31 protein-coding genes are annotated in these 24728 nt (G+C 58.2%); 12 read left to right on the top strand and 19 right to left on the bottom strand.

Annotation, left to right across the window (positions count from 1 at the left end):
* Positions 1-31 precede the first annotated feature (31 nt).
* Positions 32-847, bottom strand: a complete 816-nt coding sequence (aroE, locus tag U5A05_RS14720) for a shikimate dehydrogenase (RefSeq protein ID WP_321833624.1) — start codon at positions 845-847, stop codon at positions 32-34.
* Between aroE and U5A05_RS14715 the strand changes: the two genes are divergently transcribed.
* Both U5A05_RS14715 and U5A05_RS14710 read left to right on the top strand, forming a co-directional pair.
* Positions 846-1037, top strand: a complete 192-nt coding sequence (locus tag U5A05_RS14715) for a hypothetical protein (RefSeq protein WP_261738642.1) — start codon at positions 846-848, stop codon at positions 1035-1037. The genes aroE and U5A05_RS14715 overlap by 2 nt on opposite strands.
* Positions 1038-1064: 27 nt before the next feature.
* Positions 1065-1760, top strand: coding sequence for an HAD-IA family hydrolase (locus U5A05_RS14710; protein ID WP_261738641.1), 696 nt, complete (start codon positions 1065-1067; stop codon positions 1758-1760).
* Positions 1761-1853: 93 nt separating this feature from the next.
* Here the strand turns inward: U5A05_RS14710 and U5A05_RS14705 are convergent, their stop codons facing one another.
* A complete protein-coding gene (locus U5A05_RS14705; protein ID WP_321833620.1) occupies positions 1854-2735 on the bottom strand; it encodes a dihydrodipicolinate synthase family protein in 882 nt (293 codons plus the stop codon).
* Positions 2736-2761: 26 nt separating this feature from the next.
* Positions 2762-3544, bottom strand: coding sequence for an aldolase (locus U5A05_RS14700; RefSeq protein WP_261738639.1), 783 nt, complete (start codon positions 3542-3544; stop codon positions 2762-2764).
* A gap of 160 nt (positions 3545-3704) precedes the next feature.
* On the opposite strand from U5A05_RS14700, the gene U5A05_RS14695 reads away from it, so the two are divergent.
* Positions 3705-4247 (top strand): helix-turn-helix domain-containing protein, encoded by a 543-nt coding sequence (locus tag U5A05_RS14695; RefSeq protein ID WP_261738638.1) that lies wholly within the window; start codon positions 3705-3707, stop codon positions 4245-4247.
* A 42-nt stretch (positions 4248-4289) separates the two neighbouring features.
* Here U5A05_RS14695 and U5A05_RS14690 read toward each other — a convergent pair whose 3' ends face one another.
* Positions 4290-4760, bottom strand: coding sequence for an FAD/FMN-containing dehydrogenase (locus U5A05_RS14690; RefSeq protein WP_261738637.1), 471 nt, complete (start codon positions 4758-4760; stop codon positions 4290-4292).
* A gap of 150 nt (positions 4761-4910) precedes the next feature.
* Between U5A05_RS14690 and yghX the strand changes: the two genes are divergently transcribed.
* Positions 4911-5795 (top strand): YghX family hydrolase, encoded by an 885-nt coding sequence (yghX, locus tag U5A05_RS14685; RefSeq protein ID WP_321833613.1) that lies wholly within the window; start codon positions 4911-4913, stop codon positions 5793-5795.
* A gap of 4 nt (positions 5796-5799) precedes the next feature.
* Here yghX and U5A05_RS14680 read toward each other — a convergent pair whose 3' ends face one another.
* Positions 5800-5982 carry a DUF1289 domain-containing protein gene (locus U5A05_RS14680; protein ID WP_261738635.1) on the bottom strand — a complete coding sequence of 61 codons (183 nt, stop codon included), beginning with the start codon at positions 5980-5982 and terminating at the stop codon, positions 5800-5802.
* Positions 5983-5985: 3 nt separating this feature from the next.
* On the bottom strand, positions 5986-6357 hold the full coding sequence (locus U5A05_RS14675) for a hypothetical protein (protein ID WP_261738634.1): 372 nt from the start codon (positions 6355-6357) through the stop codon (positions 5986-5988).
* Between the two features lie 408 nt (positions 6358-6765).
* On the opposite strand from U5A05_RS14675, the gene mqo reads away from it, so the two are divergent.
* Positions 6766-8412 (top strand): malate dehydrogenase (quinone), encoded by a 1647-nt coding sequence (mqo, locus tag U5A05_RS14670; RefSeq protein ID WP_261738633.1) that lies wholly within the window; start codon positions 6766-6768, stop codon positions 8410-8412.
* Positions 8413-8492: 80 nt separating this feature from the next.
* Here the strand turns inward: mqo and U5A05_RS14665 are convergent, their stop codons facing one another.
* From U5A05_RS14665 to U5A05_RS14635, 7 genes are all read right to left on the bottom strand, one after another.
* Positions 8493-9344 carry a CAP domain-containing protein gene (locus tag U5A05_RS14665; RefSeq protein WP_261738632.1) on the bottom strand — a complete coding sequence of 284 codons (852 nt, stop codon included), beginning with the start codon at positions 9342-9344 and terminating at the stop codon, positions 8493-8495.
* 49 nt (positions 9345-9393) lie between these two features.
* Positions 9394-10074 (bottom strand): GNAT family N-acetyltransferase, encoded by a 681-nt coding sequence (locus U5A05_RS14660; protein WP_261738631.1) that lies wholly within the window; start codon positions 10072-10074, stop codon positions 9394-9396.
* A gap of 114 nt (positions 10075-10188) precedes the next feature.
* Positions 10189-10743, bottom strand: coding sequence for a UPF0149 family protein (locus U5A05_RS14655; protein WP_321833609.1), 555 nt, complete (start codon positions 10741-10743; stop codon positions 10189-10191).
* A gap of 34 nt (positions 10744-10777) precedes the next feature.
* Positions 10778-11134 carry a hypothetical protein gene (locus U5A05_RS14650; protein WP_261738629.1) on the bottom strand — a complete coding sequence of 119 codons (357 nt, stop codon included), beginning with the start codon at positions 11132-11134 and terminating at the stop codon, positions 10778-10780.
* Between the two features lie 124 nt (positions 11135-11258).
* Positions 11259-11660, bottom strand: coding sequence for a hypothetical protein (locus U5A05_RS14645; protein WP_321833607.1), 402 nt, complete (start codon positions 11658-11660; stop codon positions 11259-11261).
* 26 nt (positions 11661-11686) lie between these two features.
* On the bottom strand, positions 11687-12142 hold the full coding sequence (locus tag U5A05_RS14640; RefSeq protein WP_321833605.1) for a GNAT family N-acetyltransferase: 456 nt from the start codon (positions 12140-12142) through the stop codon (positions 11687-11689).
* A 17-nt stretch (positions 12143-12159) separates the two neighbouring features.
* Positions 12160-13137, bottom strand: a complete 978-nt coding sequence (locus tag U5A05_RS14635; RefSeq protein WP_321833604.1) for a threonine dehydratase — start codon at positions 13135-13137, stop codon at positions 12160-12162.
* An 85-nt stretch (positions 13138-13222) separates the two neighbouring features.
* On the opposite strand from U5A05_RS14635, the gene U5A05_RS14630 reads away from it, so the two are divergent.
* From U5A05_RS14630 to U5A05_RS14620, 3 genes are all read left to right on the top strand, one after another.
* Positions 13223-14608 carry an aminotransferase-like domain-containing protein gene (locus tag U5A05_RS14630; RefSeq protein WP_321833603.1) on the top strand — a complete coding sequence of 462 codons (1386 nt, stop codon included), beginning with the start codon at positions 13223-13225 and terminating at the stop codon, positions 14606-14608.
* Positions 14609-14643: 35 nt separating this feature from the next.
* The gene (locus tag U5A05_RS14625) at positions 14644-14868 is read left to right on the top strand and encodes a hypothetical protein (RefSeq protein WP_095000442.1); all 225 of its coding nucleotides are present in this window, start codon (positions 14644-14646) and stop codon (positions 14866-14868) included.
* 108 nt (positions 14869-14976) lie between these two features.
* Complete coding sequence (locus U5A05_RS14620) at positions 14977-15579, top strand: hypothetical protein (protein ID WP_261738624.1); 603 nt, start codon at positions 14977-14979, stop codon at positions 15577-15579.
* A 44-nt stretch (positions 15580-15623) separates the two neighbouring features.
* On the opposite strand, the gene U5A05_RS14615 is transcribed toward U5A05_RS14620, so the two are convergent.
* From U5A05_RS14615 to U5A05_RS14600, 4 genes are all read right to left on the bottom strand, one after another.
* The gene (locus U5A05_RS14615; protein ID WP_321833601.1) at positions 15624-16301 is read right to left on the bottom strand and encodes an RES family NAD+ phosphorylase; all 678 of its coding nucleotides are present in this window, start codon (positions 16299-16301) and stop codon (positions 15624-15626) included.
* Complete coding sequence (locus U5A05_RS14610) at positions 16301-16702, bottom strand: MbcA/ParS/Xre antitoxin family protein (RefSeq protein ID WP_261738622.1); 402 nt, start codon at positions 16700-16702, stop codon at positions 16301-16303. The genes U5A05_RS14615 and U5A05_RS14610 overlap by 1 nt, the downstream gene beginning before the upstream one ends.
* Positions 16703-16782: 80 nt before the next feature.
* Complete coding sequence (locus U5A05_RS14605) at positions 16783-17859, bottom strand: DUF1615 domain-containing protein (protein WP_321836519.1); 1077 nt, start codon at positions 17857-17859, stop codon at positions 16783-16785.
* 76 nt (positions 17860-17935) lie between these two features.
* A complete protein-coding gene (locus U5A05_RS14600; protein WP_261738621.1) occupies positions 17936-18277 on the bottom strand; it encodes an FKBP-type peptidyl-prolyl cis-trans isomerase in 342 nt (113 codons plus the stop codon).
* A gap of 304 nt (positions 18278-18581) precedes the next feature.
* Here U5A05_RS14600 and U5A05_RS14595 point away from each other — a divergent pair, with 304 nt between their 5' ends.
* The 4 genes from U5A05_RS14595 (at position 18582) to U5A05_RS14580 (ending at position 23133) form a co-directional block, all read left to right on the top strand.
* Positions 18582-20840 carry a FepA family TonB-dependent siderophore receptor gene (locus U5A05_RS14595; protein WP_321833598.1) on the top strand — a complete coding sequence of 753 codons (2259 nt, stop codon included), beginning with the start codon at positions 18582-18584 and terminating at the stop codon, positions 20838-20840.
* A 130-nt stretch (positions 20841-20970) separates the two neighbouring features.
* The gene (locus tag U5A05_RS14590) at positions 20971-21261 is read left to right on the top strand and encodes an iron transporter (RefSeq protein WP_261738619.1); all 291 of its coding nucleotides are present in this window, start codon (positions 20971-20973) and stop codon (positions 21259-21261) included.
* Positions 21258-22796, top strand: a complete 1539-nt coding sequence (locus U5A05_RS14585; protein WP_321833597.1) for a PepSY-associated TM helix domain-containing protein — start codon at positions 21258-21260, stop codon at positions 22794-22796. Before U5A05_RS14590 ends, U5A05_RS14585 begins: the two co-directional genes overlap by 4 nt.
* Position 22797: 1 nt before the next feature.
* Positions 22798-23133 (top strand): DUF3325 domain-containing protein, encoded by a 336-nt coding sequence (locus U5A05_RS14580; protein WP_261738617.1) that lies wholly within the window; start codon positions 22798-22800, stop codon positions 23131-23133.
* Between the two features lie 135 nt (positions 23134-23268).
* On the opposite strand, the gene U5A05_RS14575 is transcribed toward U5A05_RS14580, so the two are convergent.
* A complete protein-coding gene (locus tag U5A05_RS14575; protein ID WP_321833596.1) occupies positions 23269-23952 on the bottom strand; it encodes an amino acid ABC transporter permease in 684 nt (227 codons plus the stop codon).
* Positions 23953-23954: 2 nt separating this feature from the next.
* Positions 23955-24683, bottom strand: coding sequence for an amino acid ABC transporter permease (locus U5A05_RS14570; protein ID WP_261738615.1), 729 nt, complete (start codon positions 24681-24683; stop codon positions 23955-23957).
* Between the last annotated feature and the right edge of the window lie 45 nt (positions 24684-24728).

Below are 24728 nucleotides of genomic sequence, written 5' to 3'. Positions count from 1 at the left end.
GCATCTTGTTATTGATAGGCAGCAGGGTTACTTACAATTTCAGCCTCTGGATTTCCTGGAGCATGGCTTGCTCCATGATGTCGATGGGCGCGTCCTTGCCGGTGTACAACTCGATTTGCCGACATGCCTGATGCACCAGCATGCGTGTGCCTGAAACGGTGCGGCAGCCTAGTGCGGCGGCTTGCAGCAGCAGGGCGGTGTGTGCCGGCATGAACGCCACATCCATGACAATCAAGTGGCTGGCCAGCAGGCCGTCCAGCGGGTTGCTGTCGGGTTGCTTGAAACCCACGGAGGTGGCGTTGATTACGATGTCAAAATCCCGGGCCGAGAATGCCTCAATGCTACCGCCCCATTGCGCGCCCAGATCCGCGGTCAGCGCCTTGCCTCGTTCGCTGCTGCGGTTGAATACCGTGACCCGGGCAGCCGCTTGCAGGCAGCCGTAGACCACGGCTCGAGCCGCGCCACCAGCACCGATCACGGCAATCCGTTGGTTGTTCAGTTCAGTGATTTCCTGCAGGGCGCGCACCGCACCCAGGTAGTCGGTGTTGTAGCCGGTCAGCACGCCGTCAATATTATTGATGGTGTTGACCGCACCAATCACCAGGGCGGATTCGTCGATCGCATCCAGATGTTCCATCACTGCCGTCTTGTAGGGCATGGACACGTTCATGCCGCGTACGCCCAGCGCCCTGATGGCCGCCACGGCTGCTCCTGGGTCTTCGACGCCAAAACATACAAAGGTGTAATCCAGGTCCAGGGCGGCGTAGGCCGCGTTATGGATTTTTGCGGAGAGGGAAAATGGCGAGCCCATGATTGAACCGCACAGGGTTGGCAGGGATTGGGGCATGCGTGCCTCCTTGTTTTGGATTTATGAGTGGGGCAATAACCCCACTTTCAACCCCTACCGGGCATACGCGCCAATCGTATATGGTGATCCCGTGATCACGGATATTGATCACCCTCGCGTGGAAGGCGATTTTGCGAATGCAGTGCTGATGTGGCTGGCATTCATGCATGCCGGGCCGTTATTGTGCTGAATCCTTCCTGCCAACGGATCTGTTGAGATGAGTGCACCGCGTGTTGCTGTCGGCCCGATCAAGGCCGTGATTTTTGATATGGATGGGTTGTTGCTGGATACAGAAGGCATTTACACCGAAGTCACGAAGATCATCGCCGAGCGTTATGGCCGCGTATATGACTGGAGTATCAAGCAACACATCATTGGCCGTGGCGCTTTGGACCTTGCCGAGTTTCTGGTTAAAGCCCTGGATTTGCCGATCACCGCGCAAGAGTTTCTGATCGTTCGTGAGCCGCTGCTGAGTGAGCGTTTCCCCAAGGCCGCAGGCATGCCGGGCGCCGAAGCGCTGGTGCGGCATTTGAAGGCACACAACATCCCGATTGCCGTGGGCACCAGTTCGTCGTTGCATTCCTTTGCCCATAAGACCACCTTGCACGGCGAGTGGTTTGACCTGTTCGACACCATCGTCACCGCTGACGACCCTGAAGTCGGTGCCGCTAAACCCGCGCCGGATATCTTCCTGACGGCAGCGCGGCGTCTGGGGGTGGCGCCGCAGGAGTGCCTGGTATTCGAGGATTCGCCCTTTGGTGTGACTGCCGCAAAAGCTGCAAATATGACCGCCATTGCCGTACCTGACGAAGCTATGGCCGACAGTAAGTACCACCATGCCGATCAGATCATTCGCCAGCTGGCCGACTTTGATCTGGCGGCATACGGCTTGCCGTCAATAAACAAACGGTAGTGGCTGGTGTAGGAACGAGGTTGCAATCGACTGCGCAGCAGTCAAGTGTTTCAAGCGGTCTTACGATTGCAGCCTCGCTCCGCTTCTCAGCGGTTACGCGTCGATCATGGCTCGCAACTGTCTGCTGGCGGCGTCACTCAACGGTGAAACCGGCAAGCGCGGGTTGCCGACATCCAGCCCGATGCTGCGCAAACCGGCCTTGATGGTTGCTGGCAAGCCACCCTTGAGGATGAAATCCAGCAGCGGCAACTGGCGATAGAACAGCACCCGGGCCCGCTCCAGATCATTGGCCAAAATGGCGGCATACAACTCCAGGTTAAGCGTTGCAATCAAGTTAGGGGCAGCGGTACACCAGCCCTTGGCGCCTGCGGCAAAGGCTTCCAGTGCCATCGGATTGCAGCCATTGAAAAACGGCACCTGGCCTTCACTCAGCTGTTGCAGGCGGTGCATGCGCTGGATATCGCCGGTGCTCTCCTTGACCATGGTGACGTTTTCCACGGCATTGAAAATTCGCAGGATCAGCTCTGGCGACATGTCGGTGCCGCTGGTGGCCGGGTTGTTATAAACCATGATCGGCAAATCGATGCTGCTGCCGATAGCCTGGTAATGGGCCAGGATTTCAGCTTCGCTGAGCTTCCAGTAGGACGTGGGCAACACCATGACCGCATCGGCGCCCCGATCCTGGGCAAAGCGCGCACGGCGGATGGCTTTTGCCGTGGTCAGATCTGAAACGCTGACGATGGTCGGGATGCGTTTGGCCACGTGCTGGGTGCTGAACTCGCACACCTGGTCCCATTCGTAGTCACTCAGATAGGCGCCTTCGCCCGTGCTGCCCAATGGCGCGATGGCATGTATGCCGCTGTCGATCAGGCGGTCGATGGAGTGCCCAAGGGTATCCAGGTCCAGTTGTTCGCCGTCAGTGGAAAAAGGGGTGATGGTGTAGCCGATGATGCCGTGGATATCTGGGGTCAACATATCAATGTCCTTGGGCGAAAGTGAGGTCAGTTCAGGCAGTCGGCATGACGACGAAGGTTTTGTCGTGCGTAGTAATTGAATGCGGCAGTGTGACGCTTGGGTCTGGCAATCCAGTCATGGGCTTCGCGGCCCAGTTCGGGCTGGATCGGCTTGATTTCACCTGCAGCCATGGCCAGTAACTGCAACCTGGCAGCCCGCTCTATCAGTTGCGCGATCACGCAGGCTTCTTCAATGCTGGCGCCGGTCGACAATTGGCCGTGATGGGAAAGCAGCACCGCCCGTTTGTTACCCAGCGCACCGGCAATCAGCTCGCCTTCCTCATTACCCACTGGTACGCCCGGCCAGCCTTCGAGGAACGCGCAGTCGTCATACAGCGGGCACAGGTCCATGTGCGAAATCTGCAGTGGAACTTCCAGCATCGACAGCGCGCTGACGTGGGTCGGATGGGTATGAATGATGCAGTTCACGTCAGGGCGGGCCCGGTACACCCAGCTGTGAAAGCGGTTGGCCGGATTGGGCATGCCGTGGCCTTCAAGCACTTCCAGATCTTCATTGACCAGCAGCAAATTACCCGCACTGATTTCATCGAAACCCAGGCCCAATTGCTGGGTGTAGTAGGTGCCGGGGTGCGGGCCGCGGGCAGTGATTTGCCCGGCAAGGCCGGAGTCGTGACCGTTCTCGAACAAAATTCGGCAGGTAAGTGCCAGCTTTTGCCGGTCGGTCCACGTATTATCCGCCAGGGTCTGCTGCATCTGATTCAGCGCTTGCTTGACCAACAGGTCCTTGGGGAGTGTTAGTGTCTTGCCCATATTTGGTGTCCTCTGATGCGTTCAATAAGCGTCGAGTACGCGGTTCACTCATTTCCGGGGAGGGCGTGGGCGAATGCAAATGACACGAAAGATCCTATATGACACTTTGTGTCATTGGCAAGTGTGCGTCGTTTCCTTTTTTGTGAGTTAGCTGTTCTTTATGTCTATCCGATTGAAATTATTAAGAAAAAAACTCGGAATGAGCCTAGAGGCTTTGGCTGAAAAATCCGGGATGACCAAGAGTTATCTGTCAAAAGTCGAGCGCGGGTTGAATACGCCGTCGATTGCGGCGGCTCTCAAGCTGGCCAAAGCGCTGAACGTGAAGGTCGAAGAATTGTTCAGCGAAGACAACGCACAACTCGATAGCTACAGCCTGGTTCGCAGCGATGAGCGTCAATCGTTGGCGGCCAATGACCAGAGTCTGGGTTATGCCGTGCTGGCCCGTCAGGTGGGGGAGCGCAGCATGCTGCCGTTCATGATCTACCCGCCGGCCGAGTTCATCGACAAGGCCTTCAAGGAGCACATGGGCGAAGAGTTCTTGTTTGTGCACGAAGGGCAGGTCGAAGTGGATTTCATGACTGAGCGCGTGCTGCTCAATCGTGGCGATGCATTGCACTTCAATGCGCAAAAGCCGCATCGCATTCGTTCGGTGGGCGAGCAGCAAGCGCAATTGCTGGTGGTGGTACACAGCGCGCAAGAATGAGGCGGGGAGGGGCTCAGTGACGTGATCACTGAGCCCAAGAGGTTATTGAGCCGGCAGTTTCTCCAGCGCTGCGCGCAATGCGTCAGCCGTGGCAAATTCCTGCTGTGAAACCAGCGTGCCATTGTCCAGTTGCAGCCACAGTACCTTGTCTTCTGCGCCCGGGTAGTTGGCGGCCACTTTGCCGTCGCGGTCGAGTACCACGCGGTAGTTGTAGTCACGCATGGCCGGGATCGCAATGAACTTGCCGATCAGAGAAGGCATGCGCTGCACGTCGGCCAAAAAAACCACGTTGCGTGCTTCCAGATAGCCTTTGGCCTGGTTTTCCAGTGCAGCCTTGAGCAGTTTGGAGCCGTCCATGTTGCGCGCCACCAGCAGGACCTGGGTTTTTTCGTCCAAGGTGTAAGGCTGGTCGTGTTGATCCTGCAGGGTCCAGGGTGTCAGGCGTTCGCCGATATTCGCCGCCTGGGCCAGCATGGAACACGCGCTCAACAGCAGCACAAGTGCAATTCTCACCGTTTGATACCCCTTCAGTTAACAGTTCTGGCCTGACAGGTTTCAGGCATGACGTGCATGGTATCCCACGGCGTGAGGTAAAAGTTATGAGACGCATTTAGCTACAAATTGCTCTATGGTTAAACGCAACCGGCCAAAGGAAATGCACTGATGACTCGTCTTACAGCGAAAGATTTTGCCCCTGAGCTGCTTGAACTTTACGACTACTATGCCCACGGCAAGATCAATCGCCGCGAGTTTCTTGATCGCGCCGCCCTGTTCACGCTGGGTGGTACGGCGCTTTCGGTGCTGACAGCACTAAGCCCCGATTACGCACTCGCCGAGCAAGTCTCTTTCACAGATCCGGACATCGTTGCCGAGTACGTCATGTATCCCTCGCCCAAGGGCAACGGTCAGGTGCGCGGTTATCTGGTGCGTCCCGCCAAGGCGGCAGCCAAGTTGCCGGCTGTGGTGGTGGTGCATGAAAATCGTGGGCTTAACCCGTATATCGAAGATGTCGCCCGGCGGCTGGGCAAGGCGGGGTTTATTGCCTTGGCGCCCGATGGCCTGACGTCTGTGGGCGGTTATCCCGGCAATGATGAGCAAGGCCTGGCATTGCAACAAAAGGTCGATCCGACAAAACTGATGAATGACTTTTTCGCGGCCGTGGAATGGTTGATGCAACACGACGCAAGCACCGGCAAAGTTGGCATTACCGGCTTTTGCTACGGTGGCGGAGTGGCCAATGCGGCAGCTGTGGCTTACCCGGAGCTGGGGGCTGCGGTGTCGTTTTACGGACGTCAGCCCGGTGCTGACGAGGTCAGCCGGATTCGGGCGCCGCTGATGTTGCACTACGCCGGGCTGGATACGCGGATCAATGAGGGCTGGCCGGCCTTTGAACAGGCGCTGAAGGCCAATGGCAAGGTATATGAAGCGCATATCTACCCAGGGGTAAACCACGGCTTTCATAACGATTCAACGCCTCGCTACGATGAAGCAGCGGCGACGTTGGCCTGGGACCGCACCTTGAGGTGGTTTGGCAAGTATCTGGCGTAAGGGCTTAGCCGTTCTTTTTACGCAGACTCTTGAGTCGTGCACTGGCGCGCTGCACGGCGGCCATTTTTTCCGGGCGCTTCATGCTCCGCCACTTGCGGATGTCCTCTTTGGTGCGCCCGCAACTCACGCACAAGTCGCCACTTAACTGGCAAACCGCAATGCACGGGTTTTCAATGTCTTTTGCCACGGCTCAGCTGCGCCCCGATTGCTTCTGGGCCAGACGTTTTGGCCAGTTGCCGCCACAGCTGCGCTGGCACTCTTCTTCGGAGTCGAAGTACACGTGGGCCGATGCATTACGCACCTTCACCTGTGCCTCAGCAAATGCCTGGGCTGTCAGCTCACCCATAAAGCGGGCCTCGCCATCAGCCAGGGCGAAATCCTTGCTGGCCTGCGTGTCGAAGATCCACACCACCTTCAGGCTGGCCGGGAAGGCCTCGTAGTCGACCATGTGCGTCAACCAGAGAAACCCCGGGATCTGCGTTTTGGCCGTTTCACAGGCTTCGGTCAGGGTAGTGATCAGGCGACGTTCAATCTGCGCCTGGGTGCGCTTGCTTAAAGACATGGGTGAATCCTGTTGATAGGCGGGGCAAAAGCGTGATTATACCTGACCTCGGGACGCCTGCTGCTTCGCCCAAAGTGCCACCTGAGGTAGAATGTCGCGGTTAGTCGGCTGGCCGCCCTGGATCGTCGTGTCCGCGCAAGTTCCCCGGAAGGAGCTGCGAGCTGGCTGGGCATCAAGGGAGTCGCATCTGCTGTACCAAAAATGTTACCCAAGCAGCTGAAGCCAAAACCAACAAGAGATCAGCGCCCAAGGTACATAAAGTGAGGTCTGTAACGTGCACAGGCCTTATATATCTGCCCGTTCAAGGTTTGAGGGTTGGCTCGATTGCAGGCGACAAGCCTGTGGTGAGTCGAGGGACTTCATGCTCTGCGTGCCGGGAAGATGGCGTTTTATCTTAGGTACTACAACATGTTTAAAAAAGTGAACAAGGGGCTTCTGGGCCTGGCGCTGACCATGGGGATTACCTCCGTGCACGCTGCCGAGCCTAAACACGTCGATGTGCTGCTGATTGGCGGCGGCATCATGAGCGCTACCCTGGGTGTCTGGCTCAATGAGCTGGAACCTGGTATGTCCATGGAGATGATTGAACGTCTCGATGGCGTTGCCCTGGAAAGCTCCAACGGCTGGAACAACGCCGGTACGGGCCACTCGGCTCTGGCCGAGTTGAACTACACGCCGGAAGACAAGAACGGCAACGTTGAAATCCCGAAGGCCATTGAGATCAATGAAGCTTTCCAGGTGTCGCGCCAGTTCTGGTCGTGGCAGGTCAAGAACGGCGTTCTGAAAGACCCGCGTTCGTTCATCAACTCCACTCCGCACATGAGCTTTGTGTGGGGCGATGACAACATCAAGTTCTTGAAGAAGCGCTACGAAGCCCTGCAGGCCAGCCCTCTGTTCGCAGGCATGCAGTACTCCGAAGACCCGGTGCAGATCAAGAAGTGGGTTCCGCTGATGATGGAAGGGCGTGACCCGAACCAGAAAGTCGCGGCGACCTGGTCTCCGATCGGTACTGACGTGAACTTCGGCGAAATCACGCGCCAGTTCGCGACCTACCTGCAGACCAAACCTAACTTCTCGCTGAAACTGTCGAGCGAAGTTGAAGACATCAAGCGCAATGAAGATGGTTCATGGCGTGTGGTCTACAAAAACCTGAAAGACGGCACCAAAACCGAAACCGACGCCAAGTTCGTGTTTATCGGCGCAGGCGGCGGTGCATTGCATCTGCTGCAGAAGTCCGGCATTCCGGAAGCCAAGGAATACGCTGGCTTCCCGGTTGGCGGCTCGTTCCTGGTAACCGATAACCCGACTATCGCCCAGCAGCACTTGGCCAAGGCCTACGGCAAGGCTTCGGTTGGCGCACCACCGATGTCGGTTCCGCACCTGGACACCCGCGTGCTGGATGGCAAGCGCGTTATTCTGTTTGGCCCGTTCGCGACCTTCTCCACCAAGTTTCTGAAAGAAGGCTCGTACTTCGACCTGCTGACCAGCACCACGACCCACAACATCTGGCCAATGACCAAAGTCGGTATCGAACAGTACCCACTGGTTGAATACCTGGCCGGTCAACTGATGCTGTCGGACGAAGATCGCTTCAACGCACTGAAAGAGTACTTCCCGAACGCCAAGTCTGAAGACTGGCGCCTGTGGCAGGCCGGTCAGCGTGTGCAGATCATCAAGCGTGACGAAGAGAAAGGCGGCGTGCTGAAACTCGGTACCGAGATCGTCAGCGCCAAAGATGGCAGCATCGCCGGTCTGCTGGGCGCATCCCCTGGTGCATCTACTGCTGCGCCAATCATGCTGACCGTGCTCGAAACCGTGTTCAAGGACAAGGTTGCGACCCCTGAGTGGCAAGCCAAGCTGCACCAGATCGTGCCGAGCTATGGCACCAAGCTCAACGGTGATCCTGATCGCGTTGCACAAGAGTGGGCCTACACTGCTGAAGTCCTGCAATTGACTCCGCCACCGGCGATCCCGGCTGCAACACACACTGCAACTCCTGCTGCTGCGCCGGCCAAGCCTGCGCCAAGCAACCCAGCGGCTGACATGGCGCTGTAAAAAAATAGCCCCACTCAACGCTGGTTGGGTGGGGCTATTTTTCTCGCATTATCTCCCTCGTATATCCCTCGCGTAACCCCTCACTGCGTCCCGAACAGGGCCGTCCAGTAAATCCCCGCGTCACTTTTAGGGTCTACCGCATAGGCTGCGCCCAACTCGCGAAACTCAGGGTTCATCACGTTGGCGCAATGGCCAGGACTGGCCAGCCAGCCATCGACCAGTTTGCGTGTGGTGTCTTGCCCGGCCGCGATATTTTCGCCGACCTGTTGCGCGTTATAGCCCGCCAACTCAACGCGATCTCCAGGGGTACTGCCATCGCGGCCCTTGTGATCGAAATAGTTGTTATTGGCCATATCTCGCGAATGGATTTCGGCGGCGGTTGCCAGTGTGGTATTCCATGCCAGCGGTGTGGTGGGGGCAAAGGTCCGGGTGCCGCATTGGCGAGGTTGGGTGCGGGCGCTGTTGAGCAGTTCAAGGACTTTCTGGCCCTCGGCCTGCCAGTCGCCCAAGCGAGCCGCAAGCAGCGGACGGGCCAGCACGATGCGCCAGTCGCGCTGGTCATGGCTGACGCCGATGTCGATGAATTGCGGGTCCAGCACCACGCGACAGAAGCTTTCCTGCACGGCTTTCATGGCGGCCTGAGCATCACGCGGCCCCGACAGGTTGATCGCCTGCACGTTGACCATCGGGTAGGCGGCCCGGCCCAGGGCTTCCTGCAAGTCACCGAAACTGCTGGCTGGCAGCACCAACCGGGTGTCCGCCGACAGTGGCGGCAACTCTTGCGAAGCCTGGCCCGCGCACAGCTGAATTTGGCTGCGGTAGGCGTTGATTGACTCAATCAGTTGCGACTCTTCGCTGGCCAGAGCGCAAGAGCTGAGCGCCAGTCCCAGGGTCAAGGCGCCGAGATGGGCCAGGGTAAAGTGAACACGCATATAGGTTCCCTCTAAGCGGAGTGTGCCCATGATGCGTTATTTCAGCTTTTTAGTCTTTTACCTGCGCCACAAAGGCTTTGGCCTTGGCCGTCAGTTGATCGATCTGGCGGTCGCGTTTTTTCTCGGCGTCGAGCATGGCCTTCTTGCCGTTGCGTTGCAGCAGGTAGGTATGGATCTGCCGCACTTCAGTGGAGTTATAGATCGGCGCAACATCGAGAATGCCCATCAGGCCATCGGTGCTGTGGTCACGGGTGTTCATCAGTACTTGCGGGCCGCGTGTGCCGATCACTTGCAGGCCCATGGCTTCAAACGCCGCGACTTTAGCCACGGAGCACGTCAGTTCGGTATGGGGGTAGCGGCGCACCACTTCCTGCACCATTGCCCGGATCACACCCAGGTGGCGATGGCTGGCCAGCTCTGCCATATAGGCGATGCCGCAGGCTTGCGGATCGTCCTTTACCGGCAAGTAGAGGGCGAAGCCGGTCACTTTTTGCGGGTCTTGCGCGTCAGTTGCAACGATCAGCTCAACCGCAATCCCCTTGGCCCCGCCGAGGGCTTGCAGGTACAGGTGCACTTCAAAGCCAATGGCATACTGATAAATGCTGTAGAGCAGATTGCTCGGCGCAATCTCCATCGCACTGATGTCGGTGAGATGGTCGACGACGAGCTGCATGATCTGGCTGTTGATCGGCTCGCTGACCGGGGTATCGAAATGGGTGAGGGTGGTCATGGGAGTCAAATCTCTGTAGCCGCTGTTGAGGAACGAAGGCTGCGTGCTTTTAAAGATCAAAAGCTCGCAGCCCTCGTTGCTCGGCAACGGCTACATGGGTTGAATAGGTAATGGTTAGCGCTGGCTCGACCAGAAGTCATGCAGTGCACGCGCCGCCGGTGCAATGGCTGCAACGCTTTGCTGATGAGCTGCCACGTCCAGATCTTCGGGCACTTCAAAGTTGTCCTGCTCGGCGCAGTCTGCAATTGCTTGCAGAAGCAATGCTTGCGGTACGGGCAGTGCTGGCCAGTTGCAGATGGCTACCGCGCGGGTGTACCCAAAGCACCACTCTTCAGCCAGCGTCACCTGCTGGCCCAAATGCTCGGTCTGTTCGAAACGCGGCACGAATGCGTCGCTGTCTTCGGCCAGTTGCCGGGCGAGGGTGTTGATGTGGCGCACGCTCAACTCGATGAACTGCTTGGCCTCATCAGGGGTTTGCCAGGCCGGGTTCTGACCGCCCCAGATTGCCGGGAACCAGTCGGCAATATCTACCCGCGTCGGGCTCGAAACCAGAGCAGTGAAATAGCCGTCAAGTTCTGAAGGGTTGAGGACAGAGTGATCGTCGCCGTATTTGAGTAGCGTGTTTTCGATCGCTTCAAAGTCGCTGGCGTTCAGGGGTTGCGATTGCATGTTCGGGCTCCTTGGATGGGGCGGCAGTGCGAAGTCAGTCCACTGAAACGATAGACTCAAGCTCAAAATATTTGAACCCGGCCTTGGCCAGGGCTTTTTTGGCTTCTTGCTCTGCGTTGAATCGGCTCAGATCTTTGGAGTCATGCACAAACCGGGTTTCATCGCCGTCAAATACCTTGGTCACCCGCATGGTGACGCGAAGGATCGGCCCACTGCGTTTTTTCGCGACAGGTGACGATGCCTTGTCAGGTGCGGGAGCTTTCTTGGGAGCAGGCTTGGGGGCTGGCGTGATTTTAGCTGGAGCAGGTTCAATTTCAGGTTGAACAGGGGCAGCAGGCAGATCAAGGCCGAGCGCTCTGCGCATGTCGTCCTCGGTGAATCCGGCACTCATTGATAAGACTCTAATAATTTAAAAGACGCGCTTATAGGACAGCGCTTCGGGTTATGGCAAGAGAATTTATTGATATGCAGCAAAATATGACCTTTTTAGGGCTAAAGCCCTTGTTAGAGCGGATTCAGGTGTCGCGCAACAAGTCGTGGCCATCCAGCAATTTGTAGGCGATTTCAGGGCGTTTCTCCAAGGCCCGGCGGATGGCAGCCGGGATGGTCTGACGGGTTTTTCGGCACAGCCCCGGTTGCTCGGCAAGGCGGATGGTTATGCCGCGCATGGTGCGAACTTCAGTGATGCCCGGGTCAATCAGCACTTCGATGCCCAATTGCTCATGCATGCGGCGCTGCATGTGTTCCAGATCGCTGAGGCTTTGAATATTTTCCAGGCGCTCCAGCAGTACCTTTTCGGCCTGACGCGTGAGGTTGAAAATGCGCAGGTCAGTACCGGGTGTCGCCAACAGCCGTTCCCGCTCGCAGATGCAGGCGCCGGGCGGGCAGGGTGAGCGGATCGCCACAGAAGGAGTCATGGAACTCAGCATAGCCGCGCCAGGATTCAGGCGTCCAGACTCAGTGCCATGATCACGGTGCGCTCGGCTCCGTGAAATTCATCGCGGACTTTGTGAAAACCCAATTGCGCATAGAACGATTGCGCCGTCAGCGAGGAGGGCACCCGCAGCTCTTCGAGCTGGGCCGAAACAGCGGCTTCCTTGAGGCGCGCCATCAATTGCTGGCCGATGCCCCGACCCTGATGGCGCGGGCTGACGAAAACGCTGCGCACCACCGCCTGATCCAGGCTTGCGGTGCCGACCACATGCTGTTCGACCACGGCCACGTACATCTGGCGCTGCTTCATCAGCCTCAGGATCGAGGCCGGGCAGAAGTTCTCTTCGACCTGGGCGATCACCTCGGGCGGATAGTCCCGCGCATTGGATTCGTGCAAGGCGGCTATCACCACTTTGCTGATGGCTTGTGCGTCGCTCTCGATGGCGCGGCGAATCTGGCACTGCATACAGACTCCTTGTTCTTTTATGACTTGGCTGATGGGGCGCAGTCTTCGGCCAAAATCCTGGCATACAGCTGACGGTCAATATTGGCCCCGCTTAAAATGAGCGCAATCCGACGGCCTTGCTGGCGCGATTGTTCGCTGATCAACCCGGCCAGCGCGGCGGCACCCGCACCTTCGGCGGTGTTGTGGGTGGTTTCATGGTAGACCCGAATGGCGTGGGCGATCTCCTGATCGGTTACCCGGATAACCCGAGCCGCGCCCTTGGCAATTATCTCCAGCGCCTCAGGCAGCGGCTGACGACAGGCCAGCCCGTCAGCGAAGGTATTGGCGGAGTCCGTGCAAACCAGGCGGCCCTGTTCGACACTTTGCGCAAAGGCATCGGCCTGGCTGGATACGACGCCGACAATCTCGGTCTTTAGACCCAGCAGATCACGGGTCTGGATCAATCCGCAAATTCCCGAACCCATGCCGATGGGTACATACACCGTATCCAGTTCTTCCACGGCTTCCAGCAACTCCAGAGCATACGTGGCGACCCCGCGAATCAGGTCCGGATGGAAGGCAGGCACCAGATGCAACTGACGGGTTTGCGCCAGTGCTGCGGCTTCGGCCCGCGCTTCGTCGAAGTCCTTGCCGCACTCAATGACCGTCGCCCCCAGTGCCCGCATGGCGGCGTTTTTTTCCAGCGAGTTGCCTTCAGGTACCACGATACGGATCGACAGACCCAAGCTCCGGGCCGCGAGCGCCAGGCTTTGCCCATGATTGCCACGGGTGGCGGTGACCAGGCCTTTGATATGTGGCTCCCGAGCCAACAAACCCTGCACATATAACAAGCCGCCACGTACTTTGAATGCACCGGTGGGGGTGTGGTTTTCATGCTTGACCCACACCGTGCAACCCATACGCTCAGCCAGCAAGGGCCAGGCCAGTTGCGGTGTGGGCGCCAGGGTCTGGTGTACGGTTTGTGCTGCAAGGCGAAGGGCATTCAAGTCAAACATGGCGCACCGTCATCGAGGGATTTGACTCGATTCTAGGCACAACGCATTGTATGGGCCGACCCTTATATTGCATGGCCGACAATAAATGTGGATACCAACGCTTAGCGACACCGAGCAGCCGCGCTATCTGGCGTTGGTCGATGCCATCACCCAGGCCATCGCCAACGGCGAGTTGCAACCCGGCGCACGCTTGCCGCCACAGCGGCGACTGGCCTGGGCGCTGGGCTGGAACCCCAGCACCACCATGCAGGCCTATCGCGAGGCGGCGCGCCGGCACCTGGTGTCGGGTGAGGTCGGGCGTGGCACTTATGTGCTGGCGGGCAGTCAGGAAGCGACCCTGTTTCGGCTGCAACACGCCGATGAGCACACGGCCCGCATTGACCTGAGAACCAATGTGCCGGCCATCGACAAGATTGGCGAGCAAGATGCACAGGCCTTGTCCTGGTTGCTCGACAGTCGCCAGGCGATCCGTTTGCAGGGCTACCTGAGTGCAGCGGATTTATTGCTGGCACGGGTACAGGGCGCGGCCTGGCTCAACGGACGAGGGCTGAAACTGAATGTGGACAACATCATGCTGTGCACCGGTGCTCAGCAGGGGCTGTTCACCGTACTGCTGTCGTTGTGTCAGGCAGGTGAGCCGGTGCTGGTCGAAGCCTTTACCGCGCCGGGAATAAAGGCTGCCTGCGCTCAGTTGCGTTTACCCATGCATGGGGTTGCGATGGATCGCCAGGGCATTGTGCCGGAAGACTTCGATCGGATGATCCGCGCCACGGGGGCACGGACTGCGGTACTGACGCCAACTCTGCAGAACCCGACCTCGGCGGTGATGAGCGTTGAGCGCAAACAGGCGATTGCCCAGATTGCCCGGCGTCACGGCGTGCATGTGATCGAAGATGATGTGTACGGCGCGCTGACTGACAGCCCGCCGCTGCACCTGTTTTTACCCGAATTCGGGGTGTTGGTGACCAGCCTGTCCAAGACCGTTGCGGCGGGTGTACGCCTGGGCTGGATCGCCGCGAGCCCACAACTGTTGGCGCGTATCGATCCCTATGCACAGTCGGCGCACTGGGGTGTTTCGCCGCTGTGCATGGCCATCGCTTGCCAATGGATCAGCGATGGCACGGCGCACGCGCGAGTGCAGTGGCAAACGCAGGAAGTTGCCCGGCGCTGGCGTCTGGCAAAAAAGATCCTTGGTCCGTCGATGTATCAGACAGACACGCCTTCGCCGCATATCTGGGTAACAGTGGCTGAGGGTGCGGAGACCTGCCGTGCAGCCGGGGTTGATGTAGTGCCTGCGGATGTATTTGCGGTGAAGTCCACGGCGACCGATGCGGTGCGCATCAGCCTGACGGCGGCTGCCAGTGCCCAGGTTTTGAAAGTGGCGCTGGAGCGGATTACGGCAATACACCCACCTTGTGGGAGCCGGCTTGCCGGCGATAGCATCACTGGCAAGCCAGCTCCAACAGCTTGACCGACGCGTTCAGAATCCTCACAAAAGGCAGATCCATGCGCAGAGAAATTGGCTACTGGCACCGCGAAGGTCGCGAGTTGTTTTATTACCTGGAGTTCAAACCCGAAACCGCCGAGTTTTACCTGACCTGCGAACACACCCCCGCAGAGGGCGAAGGCAGTGTGCGCTCGGTGTTGCTGAGCGAAGCCCGGGGCGAGCGCTACTACGAAGATGCGTTATTGATCATCAAGGAGGAACTGTTCAAGCAATACACCCTCTGAGAGGTGTCGCGATCAATGATCTGGTTTAAGGCCAGGGCAAGATAAGTCGATAATGCCGGGGGCCCGGCAGGTGTCGGGTCAGGACGTTGTAATTGAAAGGAGCTGTAGATGCGCGCGTTTTATATCTTTACCCTGTTGGGTACCTTGCTGTTGGCCGGTTGCGCAAGCAACCCGATGGACCCGGTCGCGGACCAGACGATACCTGCAGCTGCGCCGGACAAGGCACAAGTGGTGTTTATGCGCGATGCCTATACCGGCAAAGCGATTGTCTCTTCGCTCTATGACGTGACCGATGGCAAGACCCAATTTATTGGCGTAATGGCCAACGGCACGAAAATCGCCTACCCGACCACGCCAGGCAAACATACCTTTATGGTGGTGTCAGAAGCGGCGGACTTTATGGAAGCCGATCTTGTTGCAGGCAAAACCTACTACGCGCTGGTGACGCCGCGTATGGGCTTGTGGAAAGCACGTTTTTCACTGTGGCCTATCAGCAATGACCCTGAGGCGGCTCACAGCCTGAAGTCCAAGAACTTCAAAGGCTGGGTTGAAGATACCGATCTGGTGACCAACTCGCCGAAATCACTGGCCTGGTACGAGCGTGTTAAAGCCAGCATTGAGAAAAAACGCGCTGAATACTGGCCGGTCTGGCAGGAAAAGAGCGCTGACGCGGTTGCCGAGCGTACGCTCAAGCCGAGCGATGGCTTGTAACACTTGAGTCGGGGCAGGGCGGCGACAGTCATGTCGCCCTGACCTCATCTGGGTACTTCACTGACCTGCAACACCCAGGCAATCGCCTGCGTCCTTTCATCCCACACATACCGAAAATGCTGGCCCTGCACGGGTAGCGAAAGCGCTGGTGGGCGGAACGCTGCGACACATTCGTGGCCGCTCAGGCGCACGCTGTTGTACAGCAGCCCCCAAACACCCTCTTCGCGCAATGGCCGGGCGAAGGCCTGGGACAGGCCATAGCTGGCAGGTGCCGGCTGATGCAAGCCGGGGTCGCCACGCACGTCTATCATCGGCTGCACCACACGGTTGATATAGGTACGCATGGTGATTTCAATACTGGGTTCGCGGGTGGCCCGCCAGAATTGCTCCTGATGAAAACAGGTTTCAGCAATCGCCGCCTCGACGCTGCTGGCGCAGTAATACACACCGTAGCTGCCATCGGTAAAGCGACTGGCTCGGCCAATATGGGTAAAGGCGGCCATCACCGGTGTTGAGCCTTCGCCGCACAGGCGGTCTTCTGGCCTGACCCTGTTCAGCACCCCGGCCTGGTCTCGCAGGCGATCATTGGTCAAGCTTTCGAGGACAAAGGCAATCTCCAGATCGGCCGGGTCCAGGGTGTCTTCAAATACTGAGATGGGCGGGAAAGCGCTGTTGATGATGCGATAAGCCTTGTTCCAGCCAGGCAGCACTGCATCTGGCATCAGCCGCGTACTCCATCCAGATAACGGCGCACATCCGCCAGGTCGACCACCTGGCCCGCAAGCATATAGCTCAAGGCACTCTGGCCATTAAAAGGCGCGGCGGTGTTGGCTTTGTGCACCCATTCATAGGCACGCTCAGGCTGATTACTGAACAGAATGCGCAACGCCTTGTGCATGCCCATCAGGTATGAGATGCGCTCCAGAGTGTCATGAGGCAAACGCACGTTCGGCAGCTTTTTGTACTTGAAGTAGGTGGTGTTGCCGATGGAGCCGAGCAGTGTGCACTGTTGCTCCTTGGTGCACCCCCAATGTTCCATCAGGCTGAAGAAAAAGGTCAGGGCAACGCGACCGGCATCGCCGCTGGTGATATCGGGCTGGGGGTCGTGGGCAACTAGATGCATGACTGCCTCCAAGGTGTTTATGCCCTCAGCCTACACCCGATATGAATTATTTCAAGAAAACAGTTCGTATCTGAATATGTTCAGCGCCTTGGCAGTGTCTTCGCCCGGTTCATGCACTGCTGACGACGTTCATCTACCCGCTTGGCAAACCAGGCGGTGGTCAGGTTGCGGGTGATTTTCGGGCTTTGCAGGGTGATCCCCGGCAGTACGGCGCGGGGCAGGGGTTTGCCTTGTTGGCGATCGGCGAGGGCAAAGACGCCCTGGTAGAGATCGGTTTTATTGAAGTCCAGACTGTCGCCTTTTTCGAGTTGGCGGCGGATAGCGTTATTGCTCAAGCCCAATTGCTTGCCCAAGGCGCGCACCGCCAGCTCAGTCGAGCCGAGGTTGTAAGACCCGGGGATGGTCAGATCGCCATCCAGTGCCAGCGGGATGCCTGAAGCCTGACTTACGGCGCTCTGAAACGCGGCATTGCGACTGGCGTACCAGCCGGCATTGAAGTCGGCAAAACGGTACAGCGATTGTGTGTAGTCGACCGGGTAGCCCAACAGGTGGGCGATGCCGAAATACATGCCACCGCGTCGGGTAAAGACTTCCCGGCGGATCGAGTGGGCAACGGGGTAGGGATATTCCCGCGCCTGTTTCTCGGCAAAGGCAATACTGACCTGCATCGGGCCGCCGGTGTGAACAGGATTCAAGCTGCCAAACAGGCTTTTGCCCAGTGGCACCATGCCGATAAAGTCGTCAAAAATAGCGCTCAGCTGACCTTCGGTGCGGGCCGCATCGAGGCGTTGGTTGTAGGTTTTACCGGTGGGCGAGGTGATATTCAGCGCGCTGCGCACCACAAATTCGGGGATATGCAGCTTGCCGGCGCGGCGGTTGATTTCGGTACGGGCGATAGTGGCCAGCCCCGGCACCGGCGGATCGGCCTGAAAGGTCGACTCCTGCTCTGTAACGGCCAATACCGAACACAGGTTTTCATCGGTGGGGGACAGCCCTTGTGCGGCAAAGGCTGCATAAATGTCAGTTGCCCAGCCCTGGCGATCCGAGGTCTTGGCCGGTAGCAGTTGCACGATGCGTGAGCGGGCCTGATCGGGGGTTATATCCGGCAGTGTGCGCGAGGCCTGGCTGCTGCAACCCGCCAGTACAACCAGCGGCATCAGCGGTAATAAACGCCTGAAAAATCGATTCACCCGATCAAACTCCTTAAACAATGCAGTGTGGGTGCGCAGGCAATCAATCGTCGCGCGTCAGCACTTCCAGCAGTTCGATCTCAAACCGCAGGTTAGAGTTCGCAGTGATATGCGCGCCCATGCTTCTTTCACCATAGGCCAGGTGTGCGGGAACCTGCAGTGCACGTTTACCGCCTACCTTCATTCCCATGAGGCCAATATCCCAGCCTTTAATTACCCGGCCGGTGCCAATAACGCACTGGAACGGCTTGCCACGTTGAAACGAAGAGTCGAACACAGTGCCATCTTCGAGCCAGCCGGTGTATTGCGTAGTGATCAATGCGCCTTTGACCACGGCTTTGCCGTCGCCGTGTAACAGGTCAGTGATGTGCAGTTCGTCAGTCATGGGCAGGCTCAGAAAGTAGGATGAACGATTGATTTAGGCAGGGTTTTTCTCAATTTGAAGAGCATTTAGCAATGGATTTAAATTTTTTTTCTGTGGGAAAAGGCTCTAAAACAAAGGGATTGGGGAACTTGCGAATGAGGTTCGATGTCAATTGCGCTTTACTCTCAATTGAGAGTGTTTATCATTACAACCCTGGCAGTGCCGGGGAGAGCTAAACCACGACGTGCCCTTTTGGGGGCGTGCGTCAGCGATTTCCAGCCTTTGGCCTGCTGAGCACACTCCATTGTTAAGGGATCAACTGGACATGTCGTCTCGATTCAACCGCAGTCATCTTTCACTGGCTCTCATGGCCGCACTGGCTTCGCCAACCCTGCTCGCCGATGCACTTGAACGCGAGCGTGACGAAGTACCGGTAGAGGCCGCCGATTTGCCGGTGGATGGCACCCGACAGGCGCTGCAACTTGAAGAAACCCGCGTACTAGGCACCGCAGCCCAAGAGCTGAAGCAGGCTCCGGGTGTGTCGATCATCACCGCCGAAGACATCAAAAAACGCCCGCCCGCCAATGATCTCTCCGACATCATCCGTCGTGAGCCGGGGGTCAACCTCACTGGCAACAGTTCCAGCGGCGCGCGCGGTAACAACCGCCAGATCGACCTGCGCGGCATGGGCCCGGAAAACACCTTGATCCTGATCGACGGCAAACCGTCTTCTTCGCGTAACGCCCAACGTTATGGCTGGAGCGGCGACCGTGATACCCGTGGCGAAACCAACTGGGTGCCGGCCGAAGAAGTCGAACGCATCGAGATCCTGCGTGGCCCGGCAGCGGCACGTTATGGCTCAGGGGCAATGGGCGGGGTGGTCAATATCATCACCAAGCGCCCTTCGGACAAGCTTAGCGGTTCGATGACGGCCTATTACCTGTCGCCGGAAGACGACTCGGAAGGCGTCAGCAAGCGCACGAACTTCAATCTCAGCGGGCCGATCACGGACGATCTGGTGTTTCGTGTATATGGCGGTGTAAACAAGACGGATGCCGATGATGCGGGCATCAACACCGCAGCCCAAGCGTCCCCCGACAGTGTAGTGGCTGGCCGCGAAGGCGTGCGCAACAAGGACGTCAATGGCTTGCTCAGCTGGCAGTTCACCCCGGAGCAGAGCCTGGATCTGGAAGCCAGCTATAGCCGCCAGGGCAATATTTTTGCCGGTGACACCATGCTCAACAGCGGTGGTGATTTCGTTAACAGCCTGACCGGCAAAGAAACCAGCGTGCTGCAGCGCAGCAGCTTTTCGGCGACCCACAATGGCTCGTTCGACTGGGGCTCCACCATGGCTTCGCTAACCCACGACCTGACCCGCAACGCACGCCTCAACGAAGGCCTGGCAGGTTATGGCGAAGGTGCGCCGTCTGAAAGTGCTGGCAGATTCGAATCGCGGTTGCGCAACACCCGAGCCACCGGCGAAGTGAACCTGCCGTTGAACATGGGCACCGCTCAGGTACTGACACTGGGCGGCGAGTACCTCTACGAGTCGCTCAATGACCCGGGCTCATTACGTGTGCAAAGCTGGGATCCGGGCACAGATGGCACTCCGGGCATTCCCGGTACGGACCGTACGCAAACCAAATCCACTGCCAACAGCTATGCGTTCTACGTCGAGGACAATATCGAAGTCGGCGCCAAGACCATCGTCACCCCCGGCGTGCGCTTCGATCACCACAGCGAGTTTGGCGGTAACTGGAGCCCGAGCCTCAACGCTTCGCACCAGATCACTGATGAGCTGAGCATCAAGGGCGGTATTGCCCGGGCCTACAAAACCCCCAACCTGTACCAGTCCAACCCCAACTACCTGCTGTACAGCCGTGGCACGGGTTGCAGTTCGGCAGAGGTGAATATCGGTGGTTGCTACCTGGTGGGCAATCCGGACCTGAAACCGGAAATCAGCATCAACAAAGAGATCGGCTTGGCATTCGACAAAGGCACATGGCGCACCAGCGCCACGTATTTCCGCAACGACTACCAGAACAAGATCAATGCCAGCAACGAATCGGCATTCCGCCTGCCCAACGGGCGTCGCGTGCTGCAATGGGAAAACAGCGGCAAGGCCATCGTGCAAGGGGTTGAGGGCAATCTATTTGTCAGCTTGCGCGACGATCTGGACTGGAACACCAACCTGACCTACATGATCGAAAGCAAGGACAAGGAAACTGGCGATCCGCTGAGTATTATCCCCAAGTACACCCTCAACACTATGCTCGACTGGTATGCCACCGAGAAGCTGTCGTTCCAGGTCAGCGGTACTTACTACGGCAAGCAGGAAGCGCCCAAGCGTAATAATCGCGCCAACGAAGCACTCGACAAATCGGTGCAGCAGCCCGTTGACCCGTATGGTTTGGTGGGCCTGAGCAGTGGCTATGAGTTCAATAAAAACTTCAGTGTGCGGGTGGGCATCAACAACCTGTTCGACAAGCAGCTGTACCGCAAGGGCAACTCTGACGAAGCGGGCGCGCAGACCTACAACGAAGCGGGCCGTGCCTACTTCGCCTCGGTGACCAGCTCGTTCTGATAACAACTCGGGCCTGATCACCGTTAGCGGTGCAGGCACTAACAGGCGCGACATTCGTGAATAACGGGTGCCGCGCCGTTGTCGCATCTGGCGCAGGCAAAACGCAGAGCTTGATGAGGAATTGAAAAACATGAAACTCGCAACGTCGGCCTGGGCGCCGATTGTGTCTCGCACACTGGCTGCATTGGTCGGTGGCTACGTTTTTACCTATGCCTTTACTGCTGCATTGGCGCGGCTGCTGCCGCTGGACAATGTAGATGCCATGATCGTCGCCAGTCTGCTGTCGTTTGTGATCTACACCTTCGCCATCCTGTGGGCGTTTGCCGCCCGCCACCAGTGGTCGGCCTGGATGGGCGCGGTACTTGCGCTACCGTTGGCCGCCATCGGTTTTTGGCCGCAATTGCTGGAGCAACTGGGATGAAACAGACCCTGACCCAATCCATGGCCTGGCTACACACCTGGGGTGGCCTGATTGTTGGCTGGTTGCTGTTCGTGATTTTTTTGACCGGCAGCCTGGCGGTATTCGATCAAGAGATCGATAACTGGATGACCCCCGAACTGCCTGCGCACCACCTCACCGATGAGCAGGCCGCGCAGCGGGCACTGGCCTACCTGCGAGAGCACAAGGCGGACGCGAAGCAATGGGGGATCAGCCTGCCTTACGAGCGTTCGCCGCAGCTTCAGGCCTCTACTGGCGGGCGCCGCGACGGCGTGTCGGTGACACTCGATCCCGACACCGGCGAAGTGATACCGGTACGCGAGACGGTCGGTGGGCGGTTTTTCTTCCTGTTTCACTTCACCTTGCATATGCCACGCATGATCGGCATCTATCTGGTCGGTGCACTGGCCATGGGCATGCTCGCGGCACTGGTCAGCGGCATCGTGATTCACAAGAAGTTCTTCAAGGAATTCTTCACCTTCCGGCCTGCCAAGGGCCAGCGCTCATGGCTTGACGCCCACAACGCCAGTGCCGTGCTGCTGTTGCCGTTTCACCTGATGATCACTTACAGCGGGCTGGCGATTTTTTTGGTGATCTACATGCCCGCCGCAATGGATGCGTTGTTCGATGGCAATCGCGAGGCTTTTTTCAAGGCCCAGGACTCGGCGCCACCGGCGCTTGAGGTCAAGCGCGGGGCGACTGTCGAACCGGCGCCGCTGGTGGCTCTTGGGCCGTTGCTGAGCAAAGCCCGCGAGGTGATGGGCCCATTGAGCGGAGTGAGCATCAGCAACCCAGGGCAGAGCAATGCCGAAATTCAGATCCGGCCGATCCTGGGCAATCGCATCGCTCTGATCAAAGGTGGAGGCATGCGCTTCGACGGGGTCACAGGCGAGCAAATATCCGGGCCGACTGAAATGCGTCCTACGGTGTTGACGCACCGGGTGATTTCGGGGCTGCACTTTGCCCAGTTTGGCGGCTATCCGATGCGCTGGCTGTACTTCGTTTGCGGCCTGATCAGCAGCGCCATGATCGGCAGCGGGCTGGTGTTGTTCACGGTCAAGCGGCGGCGTAAATACGCCAGCGAAAGCCGCGTGGCGCAGGCCCTCTATCGTGTGGTTGAAGCGTTCAACATCACCGTCATGGCTGGCCTGAGCCTGGCCTGCATCAGCCTGCTGTGGGGCAACCGCTTGCTGGCGTCAGGGATGGCAGAACGTGCCGATGCTGAATTGAACGTGTTCTTTGGTGTTTGGGCCTTGAGCCTGGTCCATGCGTTGTTGCGTCCGCGCATGCAGGCCTGGCGCGAGCAACTAGGGCTGGCGGGGCTGATGTGTTTGGGCTTGCCCTTGCTCAGCGTGTTGACGGTTAATCGGCCTTGGGCACTGCATAGCAGCATGGGCCTGGAGCTGACCGCGATGGCCCTGGGTGGCTTGTTGCTGTGGGCCTGCTGGAAAGTATCGCAACCGGTGGTTGAGCGGGTGCCGCGTAAAAAGACTGCCGCTATGGCCGAGGTGAATTGACATGCTGGCTAATTTTTTTGCCGCACTGGGGTTCGCTTACATCGGCATGCTTGCCCTGTGTCAGGGGTTGGAACGCCATTACAAACAGGTCTGGGGCAAACCCCCGTCGGTTCGCTTGAGCCGATTGCTGCGGGTTGCAGGCTGGGTGAGCCTGGGTTTTAGCTTCTGGTTTTGCGGGCAGGCCTGGGGTTGGGCGATGGGGCCGGTCGGCTGGTTTGGCATGCTCTCATTGAGTGGTTTTGGGTTACTGATGCTGTTGCCGTACCGGTCACGGCTGGCAGTGTGGTTGCCCATGGGGTTTGTGCCGGTGTGGGCGCTGATTGAAACCCTGGCTTGAAACCTGAAACCTGAAACCTGAAACCTGTAGCCGCTGCCGCAGGCTGCGATAAGGTCCGCAGGACCTTCGTTTGTAACCTTGATAGCGTGGGGGCCGCTGCGCTGCCCATCGCAGCCTGCGGCAGCGGCTACAGGTTTACTTGCGTGCGGTCTTGGGTTTTACCCAACGATTGGCAATCAAGTCCAGGCTGCTGCAAAACACGAAGTACACCAGTGCCACAAACAGGAAGATCTCGGTCGGGTGCACCATCACCCGATTGCTGACCTGGGTGGCGACAAACGACAGCTCGCCAACCCCGATCACATACGCCAGCGAGGTGTCCTTGATCAGTGAGATCCATTGATTGAGAAAAGACGGCAGCATCATTGGCAAAGCCTGCGGCAGGATGATCAGGCGCAGCACTTGCCAGCTCCCGAGCCCTAGCGCCTTGCCCGCAGCCCATTGCCCGGGAGGCAGGCTGCTGATCCCGGCATACACCGAGTGCGCCAGATACGCGCCACCGATCAGCGACAGCGCGCATACCACCGTGGCCAGTGCCGGTACATCGACCTTGAACATGATGGGCAGCAGGAAGTAACTCCAGAAAATCAGCATCACCACTGGAATCGCTCGCAAAAAGCCCAATACGCCGAGCAACAGCCAGCGCACTTTGCCGCGAATCATCACTAGCGCAATACCCAACACCAGCCCCAGCACCGCCGAGATTACCCCGGACAGTGCACTCAAGAGCAAGGTCAGGGCTGCGCCGCCCAGCGGGCCGTTGGGCCAGGCGCCAATCAAGAAGTACGACAGATTGTCGCTAATCACCGAAAAATCCATTTTTACACCACTCCCTGGCGATACCACTTGCTGCGTGCAATCAATTGGCCGATCACCTCGATCAACGCAATGCTGGCCACATATAGCAGGGTGGCAAAACCGAAGGCTTGAAAGGTCTTGAAGGTTTCAGTCTCGACCTGACGCGAGGCGTAAGACAGTTCAGCCAAGCCAATGGCCATGGTCAGCGACGAGTTCTTCAGGGCATTCATGTACTGCCCCAACAATGGTCCCAAGGCCGTGCGCAGTGCCTGCGGGAACACGATATAGCGCCACACCTGCGCCGGTTTGAAGCCCAGCGCCAGGCCCGCCGCCCGTTGCTCAATGCGCACCGAACTGACCCCTGCGCGAAACTCTTCGCAAATAAAGGCGGCGGTATAAAGCATCAAGCCCCAGAACCCGGCAAGAAACTCGAAGGACGGCCATTCGATTTCAAACAGACCCAATGACAGGCTGCGCGGCTGATTGAGCCACATCACCAGCCCTTCGGGCAGCATCGCCGTGACCCCGAAGTACCAAAAGAACAGCTGCACCAGCAGCGGTGTATTACGAAACAGGGCCAGGTAGGCCCGTGCTGGCCACGACCACAGGCGCGACGGTGAGAGGCGCGCCAGACACAGCAAAAAGCCCAGTCCGGTAGCCACCAGGCAGGTCAGGAGCGAAAGAATCAGGGTGAGGACAAAACCATCGAGCAACCAGTGCAGGTATTGCGGGGCAAGCAGTTCACCGAACATAAACAGCGTCCATCCAGAAACGAACAAACCCGTCCGGTTGACCGG

The organism is Pseudomonas kulmbachensis, from assembly GCF_963681935.1.
Lineage (GTDB): Bacteria > Pseudomonadota > Gammaproteobacteria > Pseudomonadales > Pseudomonadaceae > Aquipseudomonas > Aquipseudomonas kulmbachensis.
The sequence above is the reverse complement of the archived record's forward strand: the minus strand, read 5'-3'. Positions and strand labels throughout refer to the sequence as shown.